Genomic DNA, 23,357 nt, shown 5'->3' on the forward strand with positions numbered 1-23,357 from the left:
TAATAAAATAAATCGTCCGTTTCTCAGTTATAAAATGTTGAAATGAAGTCATTTTGCCACTTTTGACTCGTATCACTTAAATACTTACATTCGTATCCTCAAAAATCAAACATATGGAGTTTACAGCCAGGCAAATAGCAGACTTATTAAAAGGGAAGATTGAAGGGAAGGAAGATGCAAAGGTCTATCGTCTGGATAAGATAGAAGAAGGTGCAGAGGGCGGTTTAACATTTTTGGCAAATCCTAAATACACTCCATTTATTTATACCACTAAAGCTTCTGTCGTAATTGTTGATCATACTTTTGTGGCTGAACAGACGGTGAGTTCAACTATGATCAGAGTTGAAAACGCATATCAGAGTTTTGTACAGCTTCTGGAAATTTATAATCAGATCCAACGCGACAAAAAAGGAATTGAACAACCAAGTTTTGTTTCTACCACTGCAACTTTAGGAAAAGACATTTACATCGGAGCATTCGCTTACATTGGAAACAATGTGAAGGTTGGAAACAATGTCAAAATTTATCCGCAGGTTTACATTGGTGATAATGTCAGCATAGGAGACAATACAACACTTTTTGCAGGTGCAAGAATTTATTCTGATTGTATCATTGGAAAAGATTGCACGATACATTCCGGAACGATCATAGGTGCAGATGGTTTTGGATTTACACCAAACTCTGCAAATCAATATAACAAAGTTGCCCAGATCGGTAACGTGATCCTTGAAGACCATGTGGATGTAGGTGCAAATACAACGATCGATCGCGCAACATTAGGTTCGACCATCATTCGCAAAGGAGTAAAACTTGATAACCTCATTCAGATCGCTCACAATGTGGAGATCGGCGAGAATACTGTTATTGCAGCACAGACAGGAGTTGCAGGCTCAACCAAGATCGGAAAGGATTGTATGATTGGCGGGCAGGTTGGCATTGTTGGACATATCACCATTGCAGATAAAGTGAAGATCGCTGCTCAGTCCGGAATCGGTTCCAGTATTACCAACGAAGGAGAAATTCTACAGGGATCACCTGCTTTTGGAATAGGCGATTACAAGCGTACATATGTTGTTTTCAGAAAACTTCCTGCACTTGAAAAGCGGATCCAGGAGTTAGAACAAATGATTGCCGACTTGAAGCAAATCCCATCCTAAATCTGATTGCAAACTGCATTTCCATTGCAATTTACCTCTCTTTTTTCTCCCTTTTTTTCTCCATGTACTCCGTGTTTTATTTTTAAGTGTTTTTTGCCCAAACAATTGCATTTCTGCGTTTTTTACGAATTTTGGCATTTTGTCAAACCTTGCGTTTCCCAGGTTCATAAAATCTTTTGAATTCATCGTCAAAGTAGGCGGCTTTTTCAGAAATAGGTTTATTTTTGACAACTTTTGAATAAATCGGCAAAGTCCGCTCGATTCTAGATTCTAAAAATAATGGCTGAAAATCAAACACTTGTTGAACCTAATGTAGCTCCGGCTGCAAAGGCTGAGAATGAAATTCCCATGCAGACTACATTGAAGCATGAGGTTACTGTGTCAGGAGTCGGATTACACACCGGTGCCAATGTGAACCTTACGTTCAAACCTGCTCCGGAAAATCATGGTTATATTTTCAAAAGAATAGATCTGCCCGGATCTCCAACTGTTGAGGCTGATGTTGATTATGTAACTGATACCGACAGGGGAACAACCATTAGTAAAAATGGTGCACGGGTAAGTACGATCGAACATGTTCTTGCTGCATTGGCAGGAATGGAAATCGATAACATCCTTATGGAAATTGATGGTCCGGAAGTTCCGATCATGGATGGAAGCTCCAGACCATTTATGGATATTTTTGAGAAAGTCGGAAAAGTTGATCAGAAAGAAGAGCGTCACTATTATTCCCTGAGTGAAAATATTACTTACGAAGATCCAAAACGTAAGACAGAAATGCTTGCAGTTCCAAGCGATGATTTCCGGATCACTGTAATGGTCGATTACAACAGTGATCTGTTAGGAACGCAACATGCAATTTTATATAACATTGGAGAATTCAAGGAAGAGATAAGTGATAGCAGAACGTTTTGTTTTCTGCATGAACTTGAAATGCTTCTTGAACATAATCTGATCAAAGGTGGTGATATCAATAATGCAATTGTTGTTGTTGACAAGCCTGTGTCAGATGAGAAGCTTGCGCATCTTGCAAAGATCTTTAACAAAGAAAAAGTTACTGCTGAACGCGGCTTTTTGAATAATGTGAAATTGCGTTTTTCAAATGAACCTGCCAGACATAAACTTCTGGATATAGTAGGTGATCTTGCACTTGTTGGGGCCCCTTTAAAAGGCCACATACTTGCTGCTCGTCCGGGTCACGTTGCCAATGTTGAGTTTGCAAGAAAGATAAAAGCATTGATGAAGCGTGATCGCTTCCGTGAGCGTGCTCCGAAATACGATCCTGCAGAAAAACCATTGCTTGATATAAATGGTGTAATGAAATTTCTTCCGCACCGCGCTCCGTTTTTGTTTGTCGATAAGATCATTGAATTAAGTGACAAGCACGTAGTTGGAGTGAAGAATGTAACGATGAATGAATGGTTTTTCCCCGGACATTTTCCAGGTGCTCCGGTTTTCCCGGGAGTAATTCAGATCGAAGCAATGGCACAGGTAGGTGGAATTCTTGTTTTGAATTCTGTTCCTGATCCGGAGAATTATCTGACCTATTTTATGAAGATCGACAATACGAAATTCAGGGATATGGTTTCTCCCGGCGATACTATTATTTTTCACCTTGAATTAATCACACCGATCCGTCGTGGTATTTGTCATATGAAAGGAAAAGCATTTGTCGGAAATAAAGTTGTAATGGAATCAGAAATGATGGCGCAGATCGTTCGGCGCGATAAAAAATAATCGCCTCCGGCTAATGAGTAATCTTGTAAGTATCCATCCTAATGCTGTTATTGGAAAGAATGTCGTAATTGATCCTTTCACAATGATTCATGACGATGTCGTAATCGGTGATGGAACGTGGATCGGAAGCAATGTCACAATATTCCCTGGTGCACGGATTGGAAAGAATGTCAAGATATTTCCCGGAGCAGTAATATCTGCAGTACCGCAGGATCTGAAATTTTCAGGTGAACCAACAACTGCAGAGATCGGCGACAACACAGTGATCCGTGAATTTGTAACAATCAACCGTGGAACAAAAGCATTAGGAAAAACTATTGTTGGAAACGATAACCTGCTGATGGCATATGTACATGTGGCTCACGACTGCATCGTTGGAAATCATTGCATTCTTGCAAATGGTGCAACGCTTGCCGGTCATATTACTATCGATGATTTTGCAATCATCGGCGGACTTTCAGCAATACATCAATTTGTACATATCGGTTCGCATGTAATGATCAGCGGAGGTTCGTTGGTAAGAAAAGATGTTCCGCCGTATGTAAAAGCAGCTCATGAACCTTTGTCATATGTTGGAATTAATTCAGTAGGCTTACGTCGTCGTGGTTTTTCTACAGAAACAATTACAGAGATCCAGAACGTTTACAGAATACTTTTTGTAAAAGGTCTCAGTAATTCACATGCATTAGAAGAAGTCAATAAAGAAATTGCTCAAAGTACAGAGCGTGATATCATCCTTGATTTTGTTCGTAAATCCGAAAGAGGAATTATGAAAGGATATAGTCGTGGTGAAGATTAATTTTATCCTGTGACCATTACATTAAATAAAGCCGGAAAGAAATTTTATCGTGAGTGGATTTTCAGAAATCTGGATCTCACTCTGGAGCCAGGTGCAAAATTGGTCATCCTCGGACCAAATGGTTCAGGAAAATCAACTTTGTTACAAATACTCTCAGGAGCTACAGGCTTAACGGAAGGTCAGATAAAATATAATTCTAATAGCACTGAGATTTCAGTCGACGAGATCTATCATTCAATTTCAATTTCTGCTCCTTATCTTGAATTGATTGAAGAATTTACTCTGGAAGAGATCATTCATTTTCATTTTAAATTTAAGAAAGCAAAGAATAATTTGTCTGAAGCGGAGGTTTTGAATTTATCAGGATTGGAATCAAAAAAGGATAAAGTATTCAAGTTTTTTTCTTCAGGAATGAAGCAAAGAATAAAACTCACACTTGCTATTTTATCAGACACTTCAATTCTTTTACTGGATGAGCCTTGCAGCAATCTGGATAGTGAAGTTGTAAAATGGTATCAGGAAATGATCCGGAAGTATGCAATGGACAGAACGATCATTGTTGCGTCGAATAATCAAAAGGAAGAGTTTGGGTTTTGTGATAAGCAAATTTCAATTGATGATCTGAAATGAACCGTTTGGAAATTTTAGTAAAGAATGAATCAGAATTAGCTTCAGCGGCGAAGTCGTTGATAAATTTTGCAGGTGAAGTGAAAGTCTGGATCTTCAAAGGTGAAATGGGTGCCGGCAAGACAACCTTTATCCGGTACATCTGTCAGGAACTCGAAGTAGTTGAGAATGTGAGTAGTCCGACGTTCTCCATCATCAACGAATATTCATGTAAAAACGGTGAATTGGTCTATCATTTCGACTTTTATCGGATTGAAAAGGAGCAGGAAGCTGTTGATATCGGTTGTGAAGAATATTTTTATAGCGGGAACATTTGTTTGGTTGAATGGCCGGAAAAAATTTTAAATTTAGTGCCTGAACCAAAGATTGAAGTCACTATCGTTTCTGATGGTGTAAACAGAAAGATTACATTTTCTCATGATTGAACGAAAAGTCAGTGCATCATTAGCAGCCTCTGCGGCGCTGATGCCACAGGAAGCGATGCTGGAAGTACGCAAGCAGCATAAGCAACTCTATATTGGAATCCCAAGGAAATTTCTTTTCAGGAAAACAGGGTGCCTTTGATCCCTGAATCTGTTGCGCTTCTGACAAACCACGGACATCAGATCGTTATAGAAGCAGGAGCCGGTGCAGCATCCAAAATCGAAGATTCAGATTTCAGTGAAGCCGGAGCACGGATCGCTTACAGTTCAGAAGAAGTTTATAAAGCTGATATAATTTTAAAAGTAGCACCGCCATCAAAAGCGGAGGTTGAGTTGTTCCAGACACGTCAGACGTTGATCTCAATTTTGCAGATGAGTATGCAGAATTCAGAATACATAAGAACCCTATCAAACAAAAAGATCACTGCAATCGGATACGAATTTATCCATGATGAATCGGGAGTGTATCCGATCATTCAGGCAATGAGTGAGATCGTTGGAAGTTCAAGTATCCTTATTGCAGCAGAGTATCTGAGTAATGCATTCAGTGGTAAAGGTGAATTGCTGGGAGGAGTGGCAGGAATTCCGCCATCAGTCGTAGTAATTATCGGAGCAGGAACAGTAGGTGAGTACGCAGCCCGTGCAGCCATTGGACTAGGTGCCGATGTCAGAGTATTCGATAATTCAATACATCGTTTACGCAGACTTCAGAATCGATTAGGCCGCCGTATCTACACTTCCATTCTTGTTCCAAATACACTTCTTCGTGAATTGAAAAATGCAGATGTTGCAATCGGTGCATTGCGTTCAAGCGAAGGTCGTACACCTGTAGTAGTTACTGATGAAATGGTTTCCGAAATGCGTGCCGGATCAGTTATCGTCGATGTAAGTATCGATCAAGGTGGCTGTTTCGAAACTTCAGAAGTGACAAATCACCTGCAACCAACTTTTAAAAAATACGGAGTCGTTCACTATTGCGTTCCCAATATAGCATCCCGCGTTAGCCGTACTGCATCTACAGCATTGAGTAATATCTTTACTCAGATCCTTCTTTCTGCAGCGGAGGAAGGTGGAATTGACGAAGTGATGTGGAAGGATCGGTCTGTTCGTAATGGCGTGTATATGTACAATGGTTCAATTACGAACAGGTACATCGCTGAGACTTGTAGATTGCCTTATAAGGATTTGGATCTTTTGAGAGCTGCGAGACTTTAAAAAATTTGTCGAAAAATTAAACATTGTACTTCAGAAATTGAATTTTAATGGCTAGCATGATTGAAATATACCTTTCAGGATGACTATTGTTGGCTTCCTAATATGCAAAAGGGGGAAAAAAATGCGGGCCGAAGGCCCGCATTTTTTTCCCCCTTTTGCATAATGTTCACGTGCATAGTCATCCTGAAAGGACCTTTTCGTTTTCTAAGGTACACTTTCTGATTTTTGTACCATCATAATTGTTATTCGGTGACTATTTACTGTTTACAGTAGTGGGTTATAAAATTAAAAGTCTAGAAAAAAACTGCATTTTTATTTTTTCATTTTACTTAATCTGACAACTGTAGATATCAAGAAGCCGCATATGACCAGCATTGATAAAATAACAAAACAAAAGAATATTGGATATGGAAGTCCGGGTAAGTATAATGCAAATATTAAGGCTTGACTTAACAAAAAAACAATTAAGCAGGTAAGAAATATAATACTTAAAATCCTCTTCATTTTAAAATGTAACTTTGATTAAAACACTCTGTTTATTCGAAGGAAATTTTTCCACTTCATTTCACTTCATTTCATTTCACTTCATTCCACTTCATTTCACTTCATTTGTTTTCTCCTTCGTTTCTCCAGCATTATCAACGAAAGTTCCCTCCCCGTCTGCCCTTTTACAGAAGTATTTTCCTGCGCCCGACGAATCAAATAGGGGAGTACGGAATTTACCGGACCATAAGGCACATACTTACAAACATTATATCCTTTACTAGCTAAATTAAAACTGATATGATCGCTCATGCCATACAATTGTGAAAACCAAATGTGCGGATGATTGACAGGAATGTTTTTTTCGTTCATCCATTCAACTAAATTCAATGTGCTTTGTTCATTGTGAGTTGCGCAGCAAAATGCAACATTGTCGACATTATCTAAAGCGATCTTCAACGCAGTATTGTAATCGTTATCGGCAGATTGTTTATCGGGTTGAATAGGTGAACGGTAATTTAATTTCATCGCACGTTCGCGTTCAATTTCCATATAGGCGCCGCGCACAATTTTAAATCCGGGTTTGTAGTTGTTCTCTTTTGCATGAGCTATCGAATCTTTCATGAAAGCAACACGATCGGTACGATACATCTGAAGTGTATTGTAAATAATTACTCGCTCCTTGTTGAAACTTTTCATCATCTCTCTTGCAACTTCATCGAAAACGTCTTGTGGCGAGCTATGTTCTGCATCAATAAAGATTGGAACATTGTTATCATGTCCTGCCTGACAAATCTTATAGATCCTATCTAAAAATTTGTCGTACTCCAGTTTTTCTTTTGCATTCAATTCAAATCCGGCATTCTTTTTTTCAAGCAATGCCATATGTGCAAATGCAGTTGGTTTGAAAACGGAGAAAGGAATATTTTTATCGCCCTTGGCGCGCTTGATGGTTTCAAGAGTTTCATCGAGTGCACTCTGAAAATCTTCTTCCGACTCTTTTCCTTCGACAGAGTAATCGAGTATCGTGCCGATATTATATCTTCCCAAAGTATCAATGGTCTTCTGACAATCCTGAATAGTTTCGCCACCACAGAAATGTTTGAAGATCGTAGCTTTGATCAATCCTTTCACGGGAAGATGTGCCCATAATGCGAAATTGACAAACGGTGGACTGATTTTCACCAACCAGTTATAGCTGATCATTTTAAAGAGTCCATAAGCGCGATTCAGATCGGCATCAGACTTTGAACTAAAAGCAACTTTTGTATCGTCGAAGGAAATAAGATGGTCTCTCATAGAATGACTGCAAACGTAATCAATAACCTCCAAAGGTCAAGGAAGCTAAAGCGGAATTTTTGCTGATTTTTCACCAAAAACCACTGTATTTGTTTGACATCTAACTACTTTACAATAAAGCGAGAAAGTTTGTAAATACCCCGTTATTCGTTATTCATTATTCATTACCTGTAAAGCGTTGTGTAATTGATAGTATCTTTGCAGAAGTTATGGTTCCAGCACAAATAAATTCTACATCAATCGACAAATGGCCATTTGCCCTGAGCAGGCCGGTTATTATTGCAGGTCCGTGTGGTGTTGAATCCGAAGAGCAGATCTCATCGACTGCAAAAGAATTAAGCAAATTAAATATTCAACTTCTTCGTGGCGGGATCTGGAAACCCAGAACGCGTCCGGATTCTTTTCAGGGAATAGGTACTGAAGGTTTGCGTTGGTTGAAAAATGCCGGCATTGAAAATAATTTACCTGTAACAGTAGAAGTTGCAAATCCTAAACACGTTGAAGAAGCACTGAAGGAAAAGATCGATGTACTTTGGATAGGAGCACGAACGACAGTGAATCCCTTCCTGGTACAGGAAATTGCAGATGCACTTCGCGGTGTTGATATACCGGTGATGGTGAAAAATCCAATCAACCCTGAACTTGAATTATGGATCGGTGCATTTGAAAGATTAAATCGTTCGGGAATAAATAATGTGATGGCCATCCATCGCGGCTTTTCAACATTTTCAAAAAGTAAATATCGCAATGCGCCCAACTGGCAGATTCCGATTGAATTGAAACGGAGATTTCCAGATTTACCTATCATTTGTGATCCCAGTCATATTGCAGGAGTTCGTTCATTGATACCTTCACTTTCACAGATCGCATTGGATCTGAATTACGATGGATTGATGATTGAAACGCATATCGATCCTGAAAAAGCACAGAGCGATAAAGAACAACAACTCACTCCGGCTGCACTAGGTGAACTACTTTCAAATTTAGTTGTACGCCAGTCATCAGTTGATGATGTGATGTTTCTGAATCTGCTGGATGAATTGCGTGATAGAATAAATTCGATCGATGAAAGAATACTTGTAATGATGGCCGAACGAATGGCAATTGCAAGAGAGATAGGTCAGTACAAAAAAGAAAATAATATGACCATCCTTCAAGTTGAGCGATGGAATGAAATATTGAAGACTAGAGGCCAGTCAGGTGAAATGAAAGAACTCAGTCCTGAATTCATAGTGAAATTACTCGAATTGATTCATGAGGAATCAATCCGACACCAAACCGAGATCATGAATCTCAAAGAAGCCGATAAGGCAAAATAAAATGCAAACGACAACAGCAAATCTGGATTCAATTTATTTCGGGCAGGAATCTCTCGCAAACATTCAAAGAATGATTCTGGCAAATAAATACTCTTCTGTATTTATTCTCTGCGATGAAAACACCGAAGTACATTGCTTACCGGCCTTTGTTGAATTTTCGGAACTGGAAAGCGCCGGTTTACTTATTATTCATGCCGGAGAATCTGAGAAGACATTTGACACTGTGAGTGATGTTTGTAAATCACTGCTTGCAGAAGGTGCTGACAGAAAAGCCTTACTTATAAATTTAGGTGGCGGGGTTGTGAGCGATATAGGTGGATTTGTTGCGTCAATTTATAAACGTGGTATAGATTTTATCAATGTCCCTACAACATTAATGGCAATGGTCGATGCCTCTATTGGCGGAAAGACAGGAGTGAATCTGAGTGGAGCAAAGAATTCTGTTGGTGTATTTTCTTCACCACAAGCCGTTTTTATTGATTCGGATTTCCTGGCAACTCTTGCTGAAGAAGAATTTCATGCAGGATTTGCAGAGGTAATCAAGCATTCATTGATCGGTGATGCAGAATACTGGAATACCATCTCTCAACTTTCCGATTTTAGATCTGTTTCAGATATTGATGACATCATCCTTCAGTCTGTTGAAATTAAAAAACTGATCACCGATGAAGATTTCAAAGAAAGCGGCATCAGAAAAAGTCTGAACTTCGGACACACTCTTGGACATGCTTACGAAAGTTCATCGATGAAATCGCAGGAGAATAAATTGCTTCATGGAAACGCAGTTGCATTAGGAATGATTGGAGAATTATTTTTATCCTCTAAACTTGCAGGCTTTCCAACAGATAAATTAACAACTGTCATTGATTTTCTTGTGAAGCATTATGGCAAATTCATTTATTCCATCAATGAAAATGAACTTGATGAATTTTTAAATTCTGATAAGAAAAATGAAAATGGTAAAATTGGATTCTATCTGTTGAAAGATATTGGAGTAGGTGCCGGAATGTTTTTCCCCGAGCATCAGCTGATAGAAGAAGCGGTTGCGTTTACAAAAAGTATCCTGACTGAGTAGTATGGCTTTTCGATTAGTATCTTCGGGACCGGTTAAAAATTGCGAAGTTGCTTTAACACCTTCAAAAAGTGTTTCGAACAGAGCATTGATCATTCGTGCACTTTGTAAGGATCAATTTGGAATAGAAAATCTTTCAACGTCTTCTGATACGGAAGTTTTAATGAATGCATTAAATTCAGAGAGTTCAGAACTGAATGTGAATGATGCCGGAACGGCTTTTCGTTTTCTTGTAGCTTATCTTTCAATTCAGTCCGGAACATTTGTTTTATCCGGAAGTGAGAGAATGAAGCAGCGACCGGTTGGTCCGTTGGTTGAGGCCTTAAGAACTTTAGGTGCTGAAATTGAATATTCAGGAACTACAGGATTCCCACCATTGAAAATAAGTGGCCGGCAACTTGAAGGTGGAATTATTTCATCGACAATAATTTAAGTTCGCAATTTGTTTCTTCGTTATTAATGATCGGCCCGGTTTTGAAGAATGGTTTGATCATTGAATTATCTGGCAAGCAAACTTCTGAATCATATATTGATCTGACTATTGAAATGATGCGTTCTTATGGAGCAGAAGTTCAGAAGGAGGAAAACAGAATTATTGTTTCACCAAAGATTTACCATCCAAAAAACTACATCGTTGAGAATGACTGGAGTTCTGCTTCTTATTGGTATTCTTTATGTGCTTTAAATCCGGGAAGTCAATTTATTTTACATGGGCTGAAAAAGAATTCATTTCAAGGCGACAGTATTATCGCAAGCATTATGAGTTCATTTGGGGTTACGACAAAATACGAATCAGAGAAAATTATTATGTCGTCGGAATACAGGAAATTGTCTGAAATGATCTCTGAATTTGAATTCGATTTCAGTTCGTATCCTGATCTGGTTATGACAATGGCTGTTCTGTGTGCTGCGAAAGGAGTCAATGGTAAGTTTTCAGGAGTTGGTTCATTACGCATAAAGGAATCTGACAGACTTCAAGTACTAAAGTCAGAATTGGGAAAGTGTGGAGTGGAAGTGGCAATAGATGGAGATAATTTAGAAATTTCTTCAAAAACTTTATTTAAACTACCGGGAGTTATTGAAACACACAATGATCACCGAATAGCAATGGCTTTTGCGCCTTTAGCAACTGTCATGGAATCTGTTTCATTTGATTCGATTGATGTAGTGTCAAAGTCGTATCCTGAATTCTGGGAACAACTTTCTAAAGCAGGTTTAGATTTTACAAGTTAAGTTTCACCTGAAACTTAACATCATCAATTATACTTACTGAATTAGCGAGATCATCTTCGTAAGTAGTCCAGGTTCTTCCGAATTTTGTACTGAATGTTACATTACGTATTTTATAGTTGAAGTTGATATAGAATTTTGAGCCATTCCCATAGTAAAATGGAATAGAAAATGCTCCCGGCAAATCATTCTCATATTCATAGAAACGCAGGTCAAAATCCGGAGAGAAGTAAACTGCATATCTGAAATTCAAACTGTACTTCTTTTTCGGCGGGTGGAAGAAAACATCCTGACAAAGCATATGTCCTGAAGCAGTTTTGTTTTGATTCAATGATTTGATTCCGATTTCGAGTTTAGACCGATAATCCCAGGCATCATTTGCAATAAATGAAAGAGAGAACCGGATATTCTGAATCTTTAATTCATTCATATTTCTGACACCATCATAGTCGGAAGCATTATTCAGTTCGCGAACTTTATTTCTATATCGGACCGACATAGCTAATTTTTTACTTGGAGTGTAAGAAAGTAAAACACCTTTTACAATTGCAGATGTCGGAAGATCCGCTCTGAATTTTAAATATGGATATTCGTCTTTGTTGATGTAGGTAGTAATTCCAATGGCTCTGTTCACCTTTAAATTCATTCCGAAGTAAATTCCGTTTTCGTTCGCAGGATTAGTATTGCTTCCAAAGGCATTTGATTTCAGTGAATGATATTCCCTATCATAATTGTGATGAACGATGCTAATGCCTAGATTTTTGCCGGCACTGATCAGTATTCCGTTCAGGTATGCAATAGATAAATTAGAACAAGTACTGACTTCGCCAAAGATCAGCAAGTTCTTTATGTTTTTGCTGTAGTCGATTCCAAAATTGTAATTAAAACTTCCTCTGAAATCGTAAGTATTGTAAAGCTGTTGTGTTTTGATAATTGGAATGCTGAAATTGTGATACGTAGCAGTTGAACCCAATTTCCATCCTTTTATTTCGGGCTTAATATTTAAACCTGCATAAGTTTCCCTGCAAACATTGTAACCTGAACTTTCACTCTGAGAGCGATGATAGCCTGATGTCAAAAGGGAACGGATGTACTCTTCTCCGGTAATTGTATCCAGTTCAACATTGCCATCGATCTTGTGTGAGGAGAGCCATACATTCCAGATTATCTTTTTCCATTTTCCCTCAAGAGCAAATCCGCGGAGATATCGGTTTTCATCAGTAGAGGTAGAAGGGCTGAGTCCTCGTCCTGATTTACAAATACTGATGATATTTTCATTCGACGAAAACCCGGGACCTGACCATGCAGTTAATCCTTGTCCGAAAGCAACAGAGTAGTCGCCAATAATTATTTTATTCAGCAATCCGGAAAGTTTGATCTGAGTATAGAACGAGTAAAAATCAAATCCTGCTTTTCCCGAACCGAAAATTATTTTCTCGCCCGGATCTTTTTCGGCAAGAAGAGCACATGAAATATTTCCGTTGATATTGCCACGATATTTCAAAGTGATCTTGTTCGGATCACCCTGGAAGTCTGCAGGGACGTAGTCTTTTACCTGTTGCTGAAAACGAAATGTAAAAGAGTGGGATTCTTCATCCGCTGCAGTTCTTCCGGTGATTTCTATATATGGCAAAATAGATCGTATAGTGGCAGGATCGAATTCATCGATGACCTGTAATTCCTGAAGCGCAATCAGTTTTCCGAGTTTTCGGATGTGTTCCAGTAATGCTTCGAATTGTTTTGTAGTGATCAGGTTAAGTGAAACCAGATCCTGGATTTCCGGCGAGTTGATATTGATGGGATTTTCCATCACTTTCTGCAACTCATGCGGAATCTCATCTGCCAATAGGCGTCCTGCGAAAAGCAAAATGAAAAACAGAAGAAATGTAGTTTTCATTTGACCGGAATTAAAAGTGTCATGGCTGAAGAATTTCCTACAGGTGGTTGCGATCTGAAGCCAAATTCAAGTTGAAAATTTTTCATGATCAGACTTAATCCTCCTGCTAAAACATTCTCATTGTTCTTATAAGAAAACCGCAATTCAATTTCTTTGAGAAGCAAATATTCTATACCAATGCAATAGTTCATCGGTATTCCGGACTCCTGTATTGCGATCAATCCAACCTTAACCTTATCGCTTGGCAAATAGGAGAGTCCACCGATGACTATTGCCGGTAAATTTTGTTCACTTGTAATTTTTGTTCGTGTCGGATTAAAGATCATACATCCGAAATGGATCTTGCTCGTCGCTTTTGCAAAAAGGCAGATAGTTGCTGTTACAGCCGGAAGTTTTTTATATGACTGATCAGAATACTGAAGTTGATTGTAATTCAGTTTTATTCCGCCATTGATCTTATCGCCAAGTTTCTTTCCATATCCTATTTGAAAATTAAGTTCACTGAAATTTTTATCTCCCGAATAATCGAGCAATCCTTCAATACAGGAGTTGTTCTTGATCGAATGCGAGAACTGAATGGTTGAAACGCTTAATTCCTTGACAAAATAATTGAGTTGATGCGAAACACTGAATCCGTTGAATTGTGAATTGACGAGGGATGCAATGTTTTCGCTTGAATTGCAAGTTGTGTTCATTGCAACATTGCTGCTTGACAAAGCCATTGTTCTTGCATTGGAATTTAATCCGAATGCACTCAGTTTGCTGAACTGTGTAATCAATAAAATGAAAATTATTGTTTGCCGAAAAATCATTTGGCAAATGTAGGATGGAGTGGTAGTGGTTTACAACCAATAGATGCGGGTGAATTTATTATACAGCATATAATAAGTAGAAATCATCTGAAAAATGCAAAACGTAAAAAATTCTGTTTACTTATAAATTTATTTTTTCGATATAAAATGAAGTCGAAAAGATGAAAGATACTTAATTAAGCTAGCTGATAAATTAGCAATCAATTTAAAAAACAAAAAATAAATTTTGCTATCAAAAATATTTAATTGACAATAAGTTTTCTTCTCGCCACTCCGGTTTTATTCGTCAATTCTACCATGAAGAAATTTCCTTTTAAAGAACCTATCACTAAACTCGATATTTGATTTTCTCGTGTTGAGTAAACTTGTTTGCCTGTAATATCTAATATTTTTATTGCATCAACTGGCTCGTTAAAGTAAATTTTATCGGATGCAGGAACAGGGTAGAGAAGTATATTCTTGTTTTCCGATAATTCATCAGTCGTTGCTGCACAAGAAGTAAAATTCCATCCTGCGTTATTTGTAGTATTTATACTATTAGCTCCTGCGTAATAATTATTTGGGCCGTAAACAAAAATATCGCTAATGTCCAGATAGTTGCCGCAAAAATCGTGGTTCATTTCTATGGTGTCCTGAACTCCTGGAATACTGGAGCGTAGAATTATATTTTGTGAAGCTGACCCTGTTGCAAACAAATTATTGAATATTTGTTTTGCCTGCGGATCAAAAGTGTGTGTTGTATTTGGATGTAGCGTAAGGCTGTCGCAATAGAATGAAGTGTACTGGCCGTTTCCAAAAATTTCCATTGTTTGTATCTGGAGGCGTTTAGAATTTTCATAGTTAAATCCGGTGAACTTAGCATTCTTCATGCACATAGCTTTGTTAATGTCAACGTAACACACGTCTATACTATACCAGATCATTTCAAGATCAGCTGAAGAATAAACTTCATCTATTGAGAGTTGTCCTTCGCCGTATCGCAACTGTACAAAATCTGATGAGTCTGAACGTCCGTCAATTCGACCTAAAGTACAACCATCTACATCGATGATTATAGTATCAGCTGGATTTGCGTCTAATGTAATGTTATTTGTGTATCCAGCATGAAGGAAAAACTGGCAATCACTATTTATTATTACTGAATCTATATTCCCGTTATCTACACTTGCGATCAGTCCGGGCGAATTTATTTCTACAATATTAAAACTTTTATAGTAAGCGTACAGGTACAGAGCATTGTTAAACACGAACCTAGAACTATCAGCATAAAAATGTTCTTGTGCGGTATTATTACGACCTTTTATTCCACCTGTTACATAAACATCAGAGGTTTCAAAATATAAACTTCTTGTGCCAAAATCATCATCTTTTATAAAATTGAATCTACATGTATTATTTTGTGTAAAAAAATTACCTGCAACAAATCTAACAGTATCAGTACTGCAAAATTCATCAGACAGATTAAAATTTCCACCTGGACTATCAAACTTTATCCTAGAGTTTAGGGAATTAGAAGAAGATGTGATATTTGAATTTCCATTGAAAATGAGTTCGCCGTAATAAGAAAAGTTGAAAAGAAAGTTCAATGTAAGGTCGCCGTTAATCCTTAGTATTACTGAATCGTGAACAGAGCTTATTTCAGGTGACAGATTGTTATTAAATATAAAGGAATTGCAAGAAGCGTCTGCGTCAATTACAAGAATAGCTGTGCGCTGGACAAAAGAATTTTGATCGAAGATAACATTGTCGGTATAAGAAGGCACTGAACTATGGAATAAAGAACCTCCCGAAGAAGTTGCCCAATGATTATTATAATCACTCCAGTTGCCACTGTTATTTACCCAATAGTAATCTGTGCAAAACACATGTGTAGTTGAAATCGTGATAAGGAATAGAATATAAAATTGTTTCATGTAGGTGTTTAATAATTTCTTTTGAATGTCAAATTTAATTGAAGACCATCTTTCCTGAATTGACTGAATTCCCTTGATTGTTTTTTAACTGATAAATATAAATACCATTCGCTTGATCATCTCTGTTTATTTCCGTTGTTAATCCTTCAATAGATTTCTGAATGACAACATTTCCGAGCAGGTCGTAAAGGACAAAAGTCATTTCTTCATTTATTGTTGCCGGCAAAGTGACAACAAAACGGCTTGTTACAGGATTTGGATAAAGTACAATTGGCATAAGGTCTGCACTAGTTATATTGTTGATGACAGGACAGGCTATAAAATTTAATCCGGTATTTCCGCCAAGATCAAAACTATTTGCTCCCACGAACCATGGAGCGCTTCCGGTAACTGCTATGTTTTCAAAATAAACAAAATCTGTGCAAAGTGTATCGCCTGAATAATTAATGTTACAAGGAAATTGAATATTTGTTTTAAGCCTGCTTGGAAATCCGGCATCTGAAATTAATTCTAAGTGTCGCGTTACAGAAATATTGAAATTATCAAGAAGAAGATCTTGCCCTGGAGAATTAAAAATCAATGTATCTATTTGTGTTGTACCTGATAGACGGTTACTTATATTATTGATTTCAAATTTTTCAATTGATGAATTTGCCAGAGCGCAAGTTCCAGGTAATGCTGTTGTGCTCAATTCATTTACAGTTGATGAGTCCAGGTTTATGTTAGTTGCTGTGAATGAATTTCCAGTACAAGTGTAACAGGTTAAGTATCCCGTTCTGACGATATTCAAATCAAGATCAGTTGCGGAGAAATTATCAGATAGGATAATGCAATTGTCAAAATCAAGTACAGAAGAATTCGCAATAGGAAGAAAATTAAAATTGGAACATGTTATAGTTGATGTGTCCATGTACAAACTCATCGGATCGTTATTAAAAATCTGGAAATGATCATTTACAGTAATAGGAAAGCCGTTCGTCTTTAATTGACCCATACGGAGAAATAGTTTTTTTTCAGTTCTCAGATCATTTAGTAATTCAAAACTACCTCTTCCTTTTAGTTCAATTGATCTTTGAAGATATTCACTTCTTGAGTCAATAAAATTGATGCCGCTGTCACAAACGAGAGTAATAGGATAATCATAGTTTACTCTTGCAGTAAATAAGGAATCAGTTCTGAAATTACCATATATATTTATAAATGATGCATGATTGTCATCAATGATCATACATTGCCTTACATCAGTGAAAGATCTGCATTCGGTCAACAAATAATTCAGTGTTATTTCAAGATATCCTGAAATTTGAGATAAAGAATCAATAACTATATCATCAAAGCGTGAAGGAATACATTCGCCACCAGAACCTCCACTTGTAAGCGACCAATGATTACTGTCGCCCCAATTGCCGGAGCCGTTTACCCAATATAGTGTACGTGAAATGTAGTTGTTTGTTGTTATCCCCTGATTTACGCCATCGAAGATTGAATTCAACGGTGTGACAGGTATGTTGCCAGTGAAGACCACATTGCGGAATAAAATATTTTGTAATTGGGTAGTTCCGAAAATGTGAGCGTTACCGGTAAGTATAATATTTCCATCACAACTTCCTATCAGTTTTAAAAAGTTGTCGATATTGATCTCATACAATGTTAAAGATAATCCCGAACGGGTACTTATTAGAGTGTCAACATATGCGTTTAAACCGACAAGATTGCATGCTCTAGTATCTATTGTTAGTTTATTTAGTATTGCGCCATTAATTATTATGTTGGCAATATTAATCTGATAATCTGTGACGGTTACATTTCTTCCGGAACAGGAGGCATTAAGTTGAAGAAATTTAATTTCCATATCACGGAAAGAGGAATTAGCGGCTAGTTTTACATTTCCACAATCAATAAAATCTCGACAATGAATTGGTATATCTGAATTAACATTGGAGCGTATAAAATCAGTATTTGTTGCATCAATGATCATTGGATGTGTTTGGTTCTCGAAGTGCCAACCCGTTTCCATTAAGGAGGAGGCCATATAGAATGCTGAAGAGCGATCGAGATCAAAATCAATCAAAGATGACTTGATCCTGTGGCCATTTGTCCTGAAAGTTCCTCCTTTGATGAGTATCTCGTCCAGATTTGTGAAAGCAGAATTGAATGACCATTCACCCATTCCGATAAAATCAATGTATGAATTAATCAGTGCGTCATTGGTTAAAATTGTGTTTCCTGGCTGATCAGATACAAAATGGAGATGTGGAAGGTTTAAAATAATCGTGGAAGGATTATCTATGATCAAGGATTGATATATAGTTAGTTCACTTGCTGCGATTTGATTTTTTATCAAAACCGTATCATTTGAATTCCATATCAAAGTTTTGCAACTGGAATTCGAAGTTATTGTTACAGTATGATAATTTAAAAATGAATTATTGTCGAATACAACGGTGTCTAGTTTAGTTGGGAGACAATTGTCTGCAGGAGCTCCCGAGGAAAGAGACCAATGAGTTTCGTTGTCCCAGTTTCCACTGCCCCCAATCCAATAAAGTTTTTTAGCGACAGGATTAGAAATAGAAATGCCAATTGCTGAGCCAAGGTTGAATGAATTGTTTGCAGAAAATGTTAATCCTCCAGAGAAAGAAATGTTGGAAAAACTATTGTAATCCAAGTAATACGAGCCTGTATTCATTATTATGTGCCCTTTGTAAAAGCTATCCCAGCCTGAAAGTGAATTGTATTGTGTGCAATTACCGGAAGACTGAAATAATTTATTGATCGTTATGGAGTCTCTGAATGAATAATCAGTTCCAACATGAATGATTAAAGTATCAGTTTGTAAATTTCCACTACCTGTATAAATTCCTTTTTCTATTTCAATTTTATTGAAATTACTTTGTGCGCCGCTAAAGATAGAAGGATTGAGACTGGATTTTATCTTTACGTTATGAAAATTACCGAGTCCACCTTGAAACCATATAGCTTCTACATTATGATAATCAGAGTATGAGGAATTAAATTTATTTGTGCAATAAACGTCATTAAACAGGTGCGCCTTCATAGATGTAAAATCAGCGCAATAAAAGGTAGAATTCTCTGCATGAATAACGTATGTCGTATTTGGAAAGAAAAAAACAATATATGCGTGCATATTTGAACTGCCAAAGAAGATTTCAGAAGTTCCAGCAGCTCTGATCCTATAATCTGCAAATACTGAATGGTTGTTTGTACGGAATTTACCATCTGTTATAAAAAGATCCCCAGTATGCAGGTCTTCACTCAAGGAATAGTCGCCTGAAGACATAAAATTAATAGCAATTCTTAAAGTATCTTCGGATGTTCTGAAGTTGTAAATTCCTGTTCCTCTAAGATTCAAATTAGATGTTCCGCCTTCTAATTTTAATCCCGGATCGAGATCTATCGTTTCGGAAATTTCAATTGTAATTGCTGAAGGTGCATATAAAAGAACTGGAAGAGCATTGTCATAAATTAAATTGTTAGCATAGATCAAAGTTGTATCGAGTATAACTGTGTCATTTGGATTCGCAAATGAGTTGACATCAAAGATCACATTGTCAATTGGACTTGGAACTTGTATTTGAAATGTGCTTCCACCCGAACTGGTGGCCCAATGGTTTGCATAATCACTCCAGTTGCCTGTTCCATTGACCCAATAAAAATTTGCCGAAAAGCTATTTACTGGAATGAATAATGTAAAAAAGACCAAAAATTTGATTGTTTTTGCCTTTAATATATTTAAGGACACGCTCATTTAAAACTTTTTAGATAGTGAGCGTAAATTAGTTATTCACTTTGGTATTGGCAAGAAATTACGCGACCTTTCGCAAGGTTATACAATGAAAATTTGTAATTAGTGATAGCTTTGTTAATTGCCATTCTTTCTCTAATGTAATAGTTTGATCTTGCCATCTAACAACTCAATCACCGATTTCTCCGGCGAAATGTCGCTTGATAGCTTCCTAATTTCAAATGCTGTTTCTAATTTCCATTCTACATTCCGCATATCATACGATATATTTCTCATTTCAATTTGTAATATTTAAATCGCAAACTATTTTAAATTTGTATTGCTAATCCTTAGTTACCACACTAAGTTCCCCCGACCGCTCCATATAAATCTCCTTCACAGTATCCAATTCCGGAGTATTAATTTTCTTTCTGACTGCTTCCAACAAGTCTCTTTCCGTGATCTGAACTTTCCTGAGATTTTTTGTTACCGGTTTGCCGTCGCAATAAAGGAGTAGCGATTTGCCTTTTAAACTACTTCCCAAAAAACTACTTTTAAAAGTTGCCCATGCAACTAACCAGTGTAAAGCCATGATGACAAGTACTGCCAGCAGCGTTCCGATAAATGAATCCGGACTGATGATGGCTTTGCCTAACATAGCACCGAGCATCAATGTAGTGAGTGTATCGTAAGCAGATTGTTTACCAAGCATTCTCAATCCGCCGATTCGCATATAGGTGAGCGCAATGAAAAAGACAACTACTGCACGTGCACACATCTGATGCGGTTCAAGACCGGCATCATCGAGGCCAAGAAGGTGATTTAAATTTTCTTTTAATTTGGCGAAGAGCATTGAGGAGAATTAAATTCTAAGTGCTCTCTCAATAAATAAAAAAATGTGCCTTGAAAAATTATTTATTTCCCAGATCTTCGTTGCTCTTGTTCACTTTATCTTTCAACCCTTCCTTAAAAGCTGCTACACGTTTCTGAACTTCCAGATTTGATGAACCGATAATTTGTGCAGCAAGAATCCCTGCATTCTGTGCAGCATTAAGAGCAACCGTTGCAACTGGAACTCCATTTGGCATTTGTAAAATAGAAAGAACGGAATCCCAGCCATCAATTGAGTTGGATGATTTGATCGGAACACCTACAACAGGAAGTGGAGTTAGGGAAGCAACCATGCCCGGTAAATGCGCAGCACCACCGGCCCCGGCTATAATGACTTTTAATCCACGGTCAGCAGCGTTCTTTGCATAGTCAAACATGAGTTCAGGTGTGCGGTGAGCAGAAACAATTTGCAGTTCAAAACCGATTTCAAGTTTTGTGAGGATGTCGGCAGCTTCTTTCATGATAGAAAGATCCGACTGACTGCCCATTATTATTCCGACCTGAATTGTATTTTTCATGCAATGACTTTTAATGTATTTTTTATGTAATTCGCTTTTTCGATGGCTTCGCCTAATGTATTTGAAGTCACTGTAACATGTCCCATTTTACGGAAAGGCTTTGTTAATTTTTTTCCATAAAGATGAATATGTACACCATCTTTTTTCAAAACTTCTTCTAATCCCGAATAAATTGCTTTTCCTTCAAAACCTTTTTCACCTAAAATATTTACCATCACTGCAGGTTTTGTAATTGTCGTTTCTCCTAATGGTAAATTCGTGATCGCACGAAGCATTTGTTCATACTGTGAAGTGATATTTCCTTCTATAGTCTGATGTCCGCTGTTATGTGGACGGGGAGCAATTTCATTGATCAATAACTTGCCATCTTTCGTAACAAACATTTCAACTGCAAGAATACCAACGAGAGAAAGTGACTCTGCAATTTTCAAAGCAAGATTTGTTGCTTCTTTTTCTAATTGCTGAGTGATCGATGAAGGCGAATAAAGATATTCAACCAGATTAGCCTCCTGATTGAAGGACATGTCTACGACAGGAAAACTCCGAACTTCGCCATTCTCATTTCTTGCAACAATAACGGAGATCTCTTTTTCGAAATCGATCAAGTATTCCAATACTGCAGGTACATCTGGAGCATTTTGTATATCGGCAGATTTTTTCAGAACAAAAACACCTTTACCATCATAACCACCTTTTCGCGATTTGTGCATCAAAGGCAGGAGTGAAGCATGTTCTGAAATTTCATTTCTGTTTTTAACTAATACAAAATCTGCTGTAGGGAAATTATGTTTCTTGTAAAATTCTTTCTGCAATCCTTTATCCTGAACGGTTTTGATTACAGCTGAAGACGGATGAACTTTAATTCCTTCTTTCTCTAAGTCGTTCAAGTGCTTCAACATTTACGTTTTCGATTTCAATCGTAATGAGATTGAATTGCTTTCCGAAATTGTAAACTGCATCGTAATCGGTAAAGCTTCCGTGAAAAAATTCTTTGCAGATATGTCTGCATGGAGCATCTTCGTCCGGATCTAAAACTGATATATGGAGATCAAGGTCGATCGCTTTCTGTAGCAGCATTCGTCCTAATTGTCCACCTCCTAAAATCCCGATCTTTATTGCCTGAAGTTGTTGCATAAGTTGTGGCAATATTACTTATAAGTTGGGAAGCGATAAAGGAGATTGACTCATATTTATCGACTGACTTTAAGTCAAATAGCACTTTATTGATGAAATGCCCCAATTTTACCTGAAATAGCTTCATTAATTCGAAAAAAAGGTCAATAAAGGTTGGCTGCCACCAACTTTAATTTTACTTTTGCCACTTCTCAGATTTATGGAAAGTGTGATCATTAAAGACAAGCGGTTTGAGGTAAACATTCCTGCTGCAAAAATAGACCAAAGGGTTAAAGAACTTGGGGCGAAGCTGAATGAAGACCTGAAAAACACGCGCCCTATTTTTGTCAGCGTACTTAATGGTTCATTTATGTTTGCTGCAGATCTTTTCAGAGAGATCAAAATGGAAGCTGAGATCACATTCATACGTGTATCTTCTTACTCAGGCACTGAATCCACAGGAACTGTAAAAAGTGTTGTCGGAATAAAGGAGAACCTGGAAGGAAGAACTGTTGTTATCATCGAAGACATAGTTGACACCGGTGATACAGCGATCTATCTGATCGATGAATTGAAAAAACAAAATCCGGAGAAGGTATTGTTTGCAAGTTTACTTCTCAAACCTGATGCATTAAGACATCCGATAAAGATCGATTATGTTGGATTCGAAGTTCCGAATGATTTCTTAGTTGGATATGGATTGGATTACGATGGATTGGGAAGGAATCTCAAAGACATTTACAAATTAGCTTAGTCAAATTAACCGATAATACATACCCACATGTTGAATCTCGTTCTCTTTGGTCCTCCCGGTGCGGGAAAAGGTACACAGTCTGAAAAGCTGATCAATGCTTATCAGCTTGTACATCTTTCAACAGGTGATATTCTCCGCGGAGAAGTTGCTGCTCAAACTCCGCTTGGAATTGAAGCGAAGAAATTAATGGATCAGGGATTATTAGTGCCGGATGATGTAGTTGTGGGAATGATCGAAGGAAAGATCGATGCAAATCCTGGCGTGAATGGATTTATCTTCGATGGTTTTCCAAGAACAACTGCACAAGCAGATGCTCTGGATAAAATGCTTGCACGAAAAGGTTCGTCGATATCGATG

18 protein-coding genes and 2 pseudogenes are annotated in these 23,357 nt (G+C 37.6%); 12 read left to right on the forward strand and 8 right to left on the reverse strand.

Translation table 11 applies throughout. The features are described from left to right. The first annotated feature begins 113 nt into the window (after positions 1–113). The 6 genes and pseudogenes from lpxD to IPL24_19730 all read left to right on the forward strand — a co-directional run bounded on the left by lpxD (position 114) and on the right by IPL24_19730 (position 5,957). A complete protein-coding gene (lpxD, locus tag IPL24_19705; GenBank protein ID MBK8365801.1) occupies positions 114–1,157 on the forward strand; it encodes a UDP-3-O-(3-hydroxymyristoyl)glucosamine N-acyltransferase in 1,044 nt (347 codons plus the stop codon). 348 nt (positions 1,158–1,505) lie between these two features. Then, a complete protein-coding gene (locus IPL24_19710) occupies positions 1,506–2,894 on the forward strand; it encodes a bifunctional UDP-3-O-[3-hydroxymyristoyl] N-acetylglucosamine deacetylase/3-hydroxyacyl-ACP dehydratase (protein MBK8365802.1) in 1,389 nt (462 codons plus the stop codon). 13 nt (positions 2,895–2,907) lie between these two features. Beyond that, positions 2,908–3,693, forward strand: a complete 786-nt coding sequence (gene lpxA / locus IPL24_19715; protein MBK8365803.1) for an acyl-ACP--UDP-N-acetylglucosamine O-acyltransferase — start codon at positions 2,908–2,910, stop codon at positions 3,691–3,693. A 9-nt stretch (positions 3,694–3,702) separates the two neighbouring features. Beyond that, complete coding sequence (locus IPL24_19720) at positions 3,703–4,323, forward strand: ABC transporter ATP-binding protein (protein MBK8365804.1); 621 nt, start codon at positions 3,703–3,705, stop codon at positions 4,321–4,323. Positions 4,324–4,328: 5 nt separating this feature from the next. Continuing rightward, positions 4,329–4,745, forward strand: coding sequence for a tRNA (adenosine(37)-N6)-threonylcarbamoyltransferase complex ATPase subunit type 1 TsaE (gene tsaE, locus IPL24_19725; protein MBK8365805.1), 417 nt, complete (start codon positions 4,329–4,331; stop codon positions 4,743–4,745). Beyond that, positions 4,738–5,957: pseudogene (locus IPL24_19730) on the forward strand (alanine dehydrogenase). The gene tsaE and the pseudogene IPL24_19730 overlap by 8 nt, the downstream one beginning before the upstream one ends. Before the next feature lie 600 nt (positions 5,958–6,557). Here the strand turns inward: IPL24_19730 and IPL24_19735 are convergent. Continuing rightward, entirely contained in the window at positions 6,558–7,739 is a 1,182-nt protein-coding gene (locus IPL24_19735) for a proline dehydrogenase family protein (GenBank protein MBK8365806.1), read from the reverse strand. Between the two features lie 209 nt (positions 7,740–7,948). Between IPL24_19735 and IPL24_19740 the strand changes: the two genes are divergently transcribed. From IPL24_19740 to IPL24_19755, 4 genes are read left to right on the forward strand one after another with little or no spacing between them, the layout of a single operon-like run. After that, positions 7,949–9,058, forward strand: coding sequence for a bifunctional 3-deoxy-7-phosphoheptulonate synthase/chorismate mutase type II (locus IPL24_19740; protein MBK8365807.1), 1,110 nt, complete (start codon positions 7,949–7,951; stop codon positions 9,056–9,058). Between the two features lies 1 nt (position 9,059). Then, complete coding sequence (gene aroB / locus IPL24_19745; GenBank protein MBK8365808.1) at positions 9,060–10,133, forward strand: 3-dehydroquinate synthase; 1,074 nt, start codon at positions 9,060–9,062, stop codon at positions 10,131–10,133. 1 nt (position 10,134) lies between these two features. After that, a complete protein-coding gene (locus IPL24_19750) occupies positions 10,135–10,563 on the forward strand; it encodes a hypothetical protein (GenBank protein MBK8365809.1) in 429 nt (142 codons plus the stop codon). Between the two features lie 26 nt (positions 10,564–10,589). Next, positions 10,590–11,363 carry a 3-phosphoshikimate 1-carboxyvinyltransferase gene (locus IPL24_19755; GenBank protein ID MBK8365810.1) on the forward strand — a complete coding sequence of 258 codons (774 nt, stop codon included), beginning with the start codon at positions 10,590–10,592 and terminating at the stop codon, positions 11,361–11,363. Here the strand turns inward: IPL24_19755 and IPL24_19760 are convergent. From IPL24_19760 to IPL24_19790, 7 genes and pseudogenes are all read right to left on the reverse strand, one after another. Further along, positions 11,353–13,257, reverse strand: a complete 1,905-nt coding sequence (locus IPL24_19760) for a hypothetical protein (GenBank protein MBK8365811.1) — start codon at positions 13,255–13,257, stop codon at positions 11,353–11,355. The genes IPL24_19755 and IPL24_19760 overlap by 11 nt on opposite strands. Further along, complete coding sequence (locus IPL24_19765) at positions 13,254–14,069, reverse strand: hypothetical protein (protein ID MBK8365812.1); 816 nt, start codon at positions 14,067–14,069, stop codon at positions 13,254–13,256. The genes IPL24_19760 and IPL24_19765 overlap by 4 nt, the downstream gene beginning before the upstream one ends. Before the next feature lie 242 nt (positions 14,070–14,311). Continuing rightward, positions 14,312–15,982, reverse strand: coding sequence for a T9SS type A sorting domain-containing protein (locus IPL24_19770; GenBank protein ID MBK8365813.1), 1,671 nt, complete (start codon positions 15,980–15,982; stop codon positions 14,312–14,314). A gap of 34 nt (positions 15,983–16,016) precedes the next feature. After that, positions 16,017–19,748: a T9SS type A sorting domain-containing protein gene (locus tag IPL24_19775; protein MBK8365814.1), complete on the reverse strand. Its 3,732-nt coding sequence runs from the start codon at positions 19,746–19,748 to the stop codon at positions 16,017–16,019. Between the two features lie 319 nt (positions 19,749–20,067). Beyond that, positions 20,068–20,577 carry a DUF421 domain-containing protein gene (locus IPL24_19780; protein ID MBK8365815.1) on the reverse strand — a complete coding sequence of 170 codons (510 nt, stop codon included), beginning with the start codon at positions 20,575–20,577 and terminating at the stop codon, positions 20,068–20,070. Positions 20,578–20,635: 58 nt separating this feature from the next. Beyond that, positions 20,636–21,133 (reverse strand): 5-(carboxyamino)imidazole ribonucleotide mutase, encoded by a 498-nt coding sequence (gene purE / locus IPL24_19785; GenBank protein ID MBK8365816.1) that lies wholly within the window; start codon positions 21,131–21,133, stop codon positions 20,636–20,638. Next, positions 21,130–22,267, reverse strand: a pseudogene (locus IPL24_19790) (5-(carboxyamino)imidazole ribonucleotide synthase). Before IPL24_19790 ends, purE begins: the two are co-directional and overlap by 4 nt. Positions 22,268–22,466: 199 nt before the next feature. On the opposite strand from IPL24_19790, the gene hpt reads away from it, so the two are divergent. Together hpt and IPL24_19800 are read left to right on the forward strand one after the other, a co-directional pair. Continuing rightward, a complete protein-coding gene (gene hpt, locus IPL24_19795) occupies positions 22,467–23,000 on the forward strand; it encodes a hypoxanthine phosphoribosyltransferase (GenBank protein MBK8365817.1) in 534 nt (177 codons plus the stop codon). 27 nt (positions 23,001–23,027) lie between these two features. After that, positions 23,028–23,357: nucleoside monophosphate kinase (locus IPL24_19800; protein ID MBK8365818.1), on the forward strand; the 330-nt coding region annotated here is incomplete at its 3' end.

Source organism: Bacteroidota bacterium (genome assembly GCA_016711505.1).
Taxonomy (GTDB): Bacteria; Bacteroidota; Bacteroidia; order AKYH767-A; family 2013-40CM-41-45; genus JADKIH01.

What these genes read in the sequence shown, in the direction of transcription:
- lpxD (MBK8365801.1), top strand. Translation starts at nt 114, where the DNA reads ATGGAGTTTACAGCCAGGCAAATAGCAGACTTATTAAAAGGGAAGATT.
- IPL24_19710 (MBK8365802.1), top strand. Translation starts at nt 1,506, where the DNA reads ATGCAGACTACATTGAAGCATGAGGTTACTGTGTCAGGAGTCGGATTA.
- lpxA (MBK8365803.1), top strand. Translation starts at nt 2,908, where the DNA reads ATGAGTAATCTTGTAAGTATCCATCCTAATGCTGTTATTGGAAAGAAT.
- IPL24_19735 (MBK8365806.1), bottom strand. Translation starts at nt 7,739, where the DNA reads ATGAGAGACCATCTTATTTCCTTCGACGATACAAAAGTTGCTTTTAGT.
- IPL24_19740 (MBK8365807.1), top strand. Translation starts at nt 7,949, where the DNA reads ATGGTTCCAGCACAAATAAATTCTACATCAATCGACAAATGGCCATTT.
- aroB (MBK8365808.1), top strand. Translation starts at nt 9,060, where the DNA reads ATGCAAACGACAACAGCAAATCTGGATTCAATTTATTTCGGGCAGGAA.
- IPL24_19750 (MBK8365809.1), top strand. Translation starts at nt 10,135, where the DNA reads ATGGCTTTTCGATTAGTATCTTCGGGACCGGTTAAAAATTGCGAAGTT.
- IPL24_19755 (MBK8365810.1), top strand. Translation starts at nt 10,590, where the DNA reads ATGATCGGCCCGGTTTTGAAGAATGGTTTGATCATTGAATTATCTGGC.
- IPL24_19760 (MBK8365811.1), bottom strand. Translation starts at nt 13,257, where the DNA reads ATGAAAACTACATTTCTTCTGTTTTTCATTTTGCTTTTCGCAGGACGC.
- IPL24_19765 (MBK8365812.1), bottom strand. Translation starts at nt 14,069, where the DNA reads ATGATTTTTCGGCAAACAATAATTTTCATTTTATTGATTACACAGTTC.
- IPL24_19770 (MBK8365813.1), bottom strand. Translation starts at nt 15,982, where the DNA reads ATGAAACAATTTTATATTCTATTCCTTATCACGATTTCAACTACACAT.
- IPL24_19775 (MBK8365814.1), bottom strand. Translation starts at nt 19,748, where the DNA reads ATGAGCGTGTCCTTAAATATATTAAAGGCAAAAACAATCAAATTTTTG.
- IPL24_19780 (MBK8365815.1), bottom strand. Translation starts at nt 20,577, where the DNA reads ATGCTCTTCGCCAAATTAAAAGAAAATTTAAATCACCTTCTTGGCCTC.
- purE (MBK8365816.1), bottom strand. Translation starts at nt 21,133, where the DNA reads ATGAAAAATACAATTCAGGTCGGAATAATAATGGGCAGTCAGTCGGAT.
- hpt (MBK8365817.1), top strand. Translation starts at nt 22,467, where the DNA reads ATGGAAAGTGTGATCATTAAAGACAAGCGGTTTGAGGTAAACATTCCT.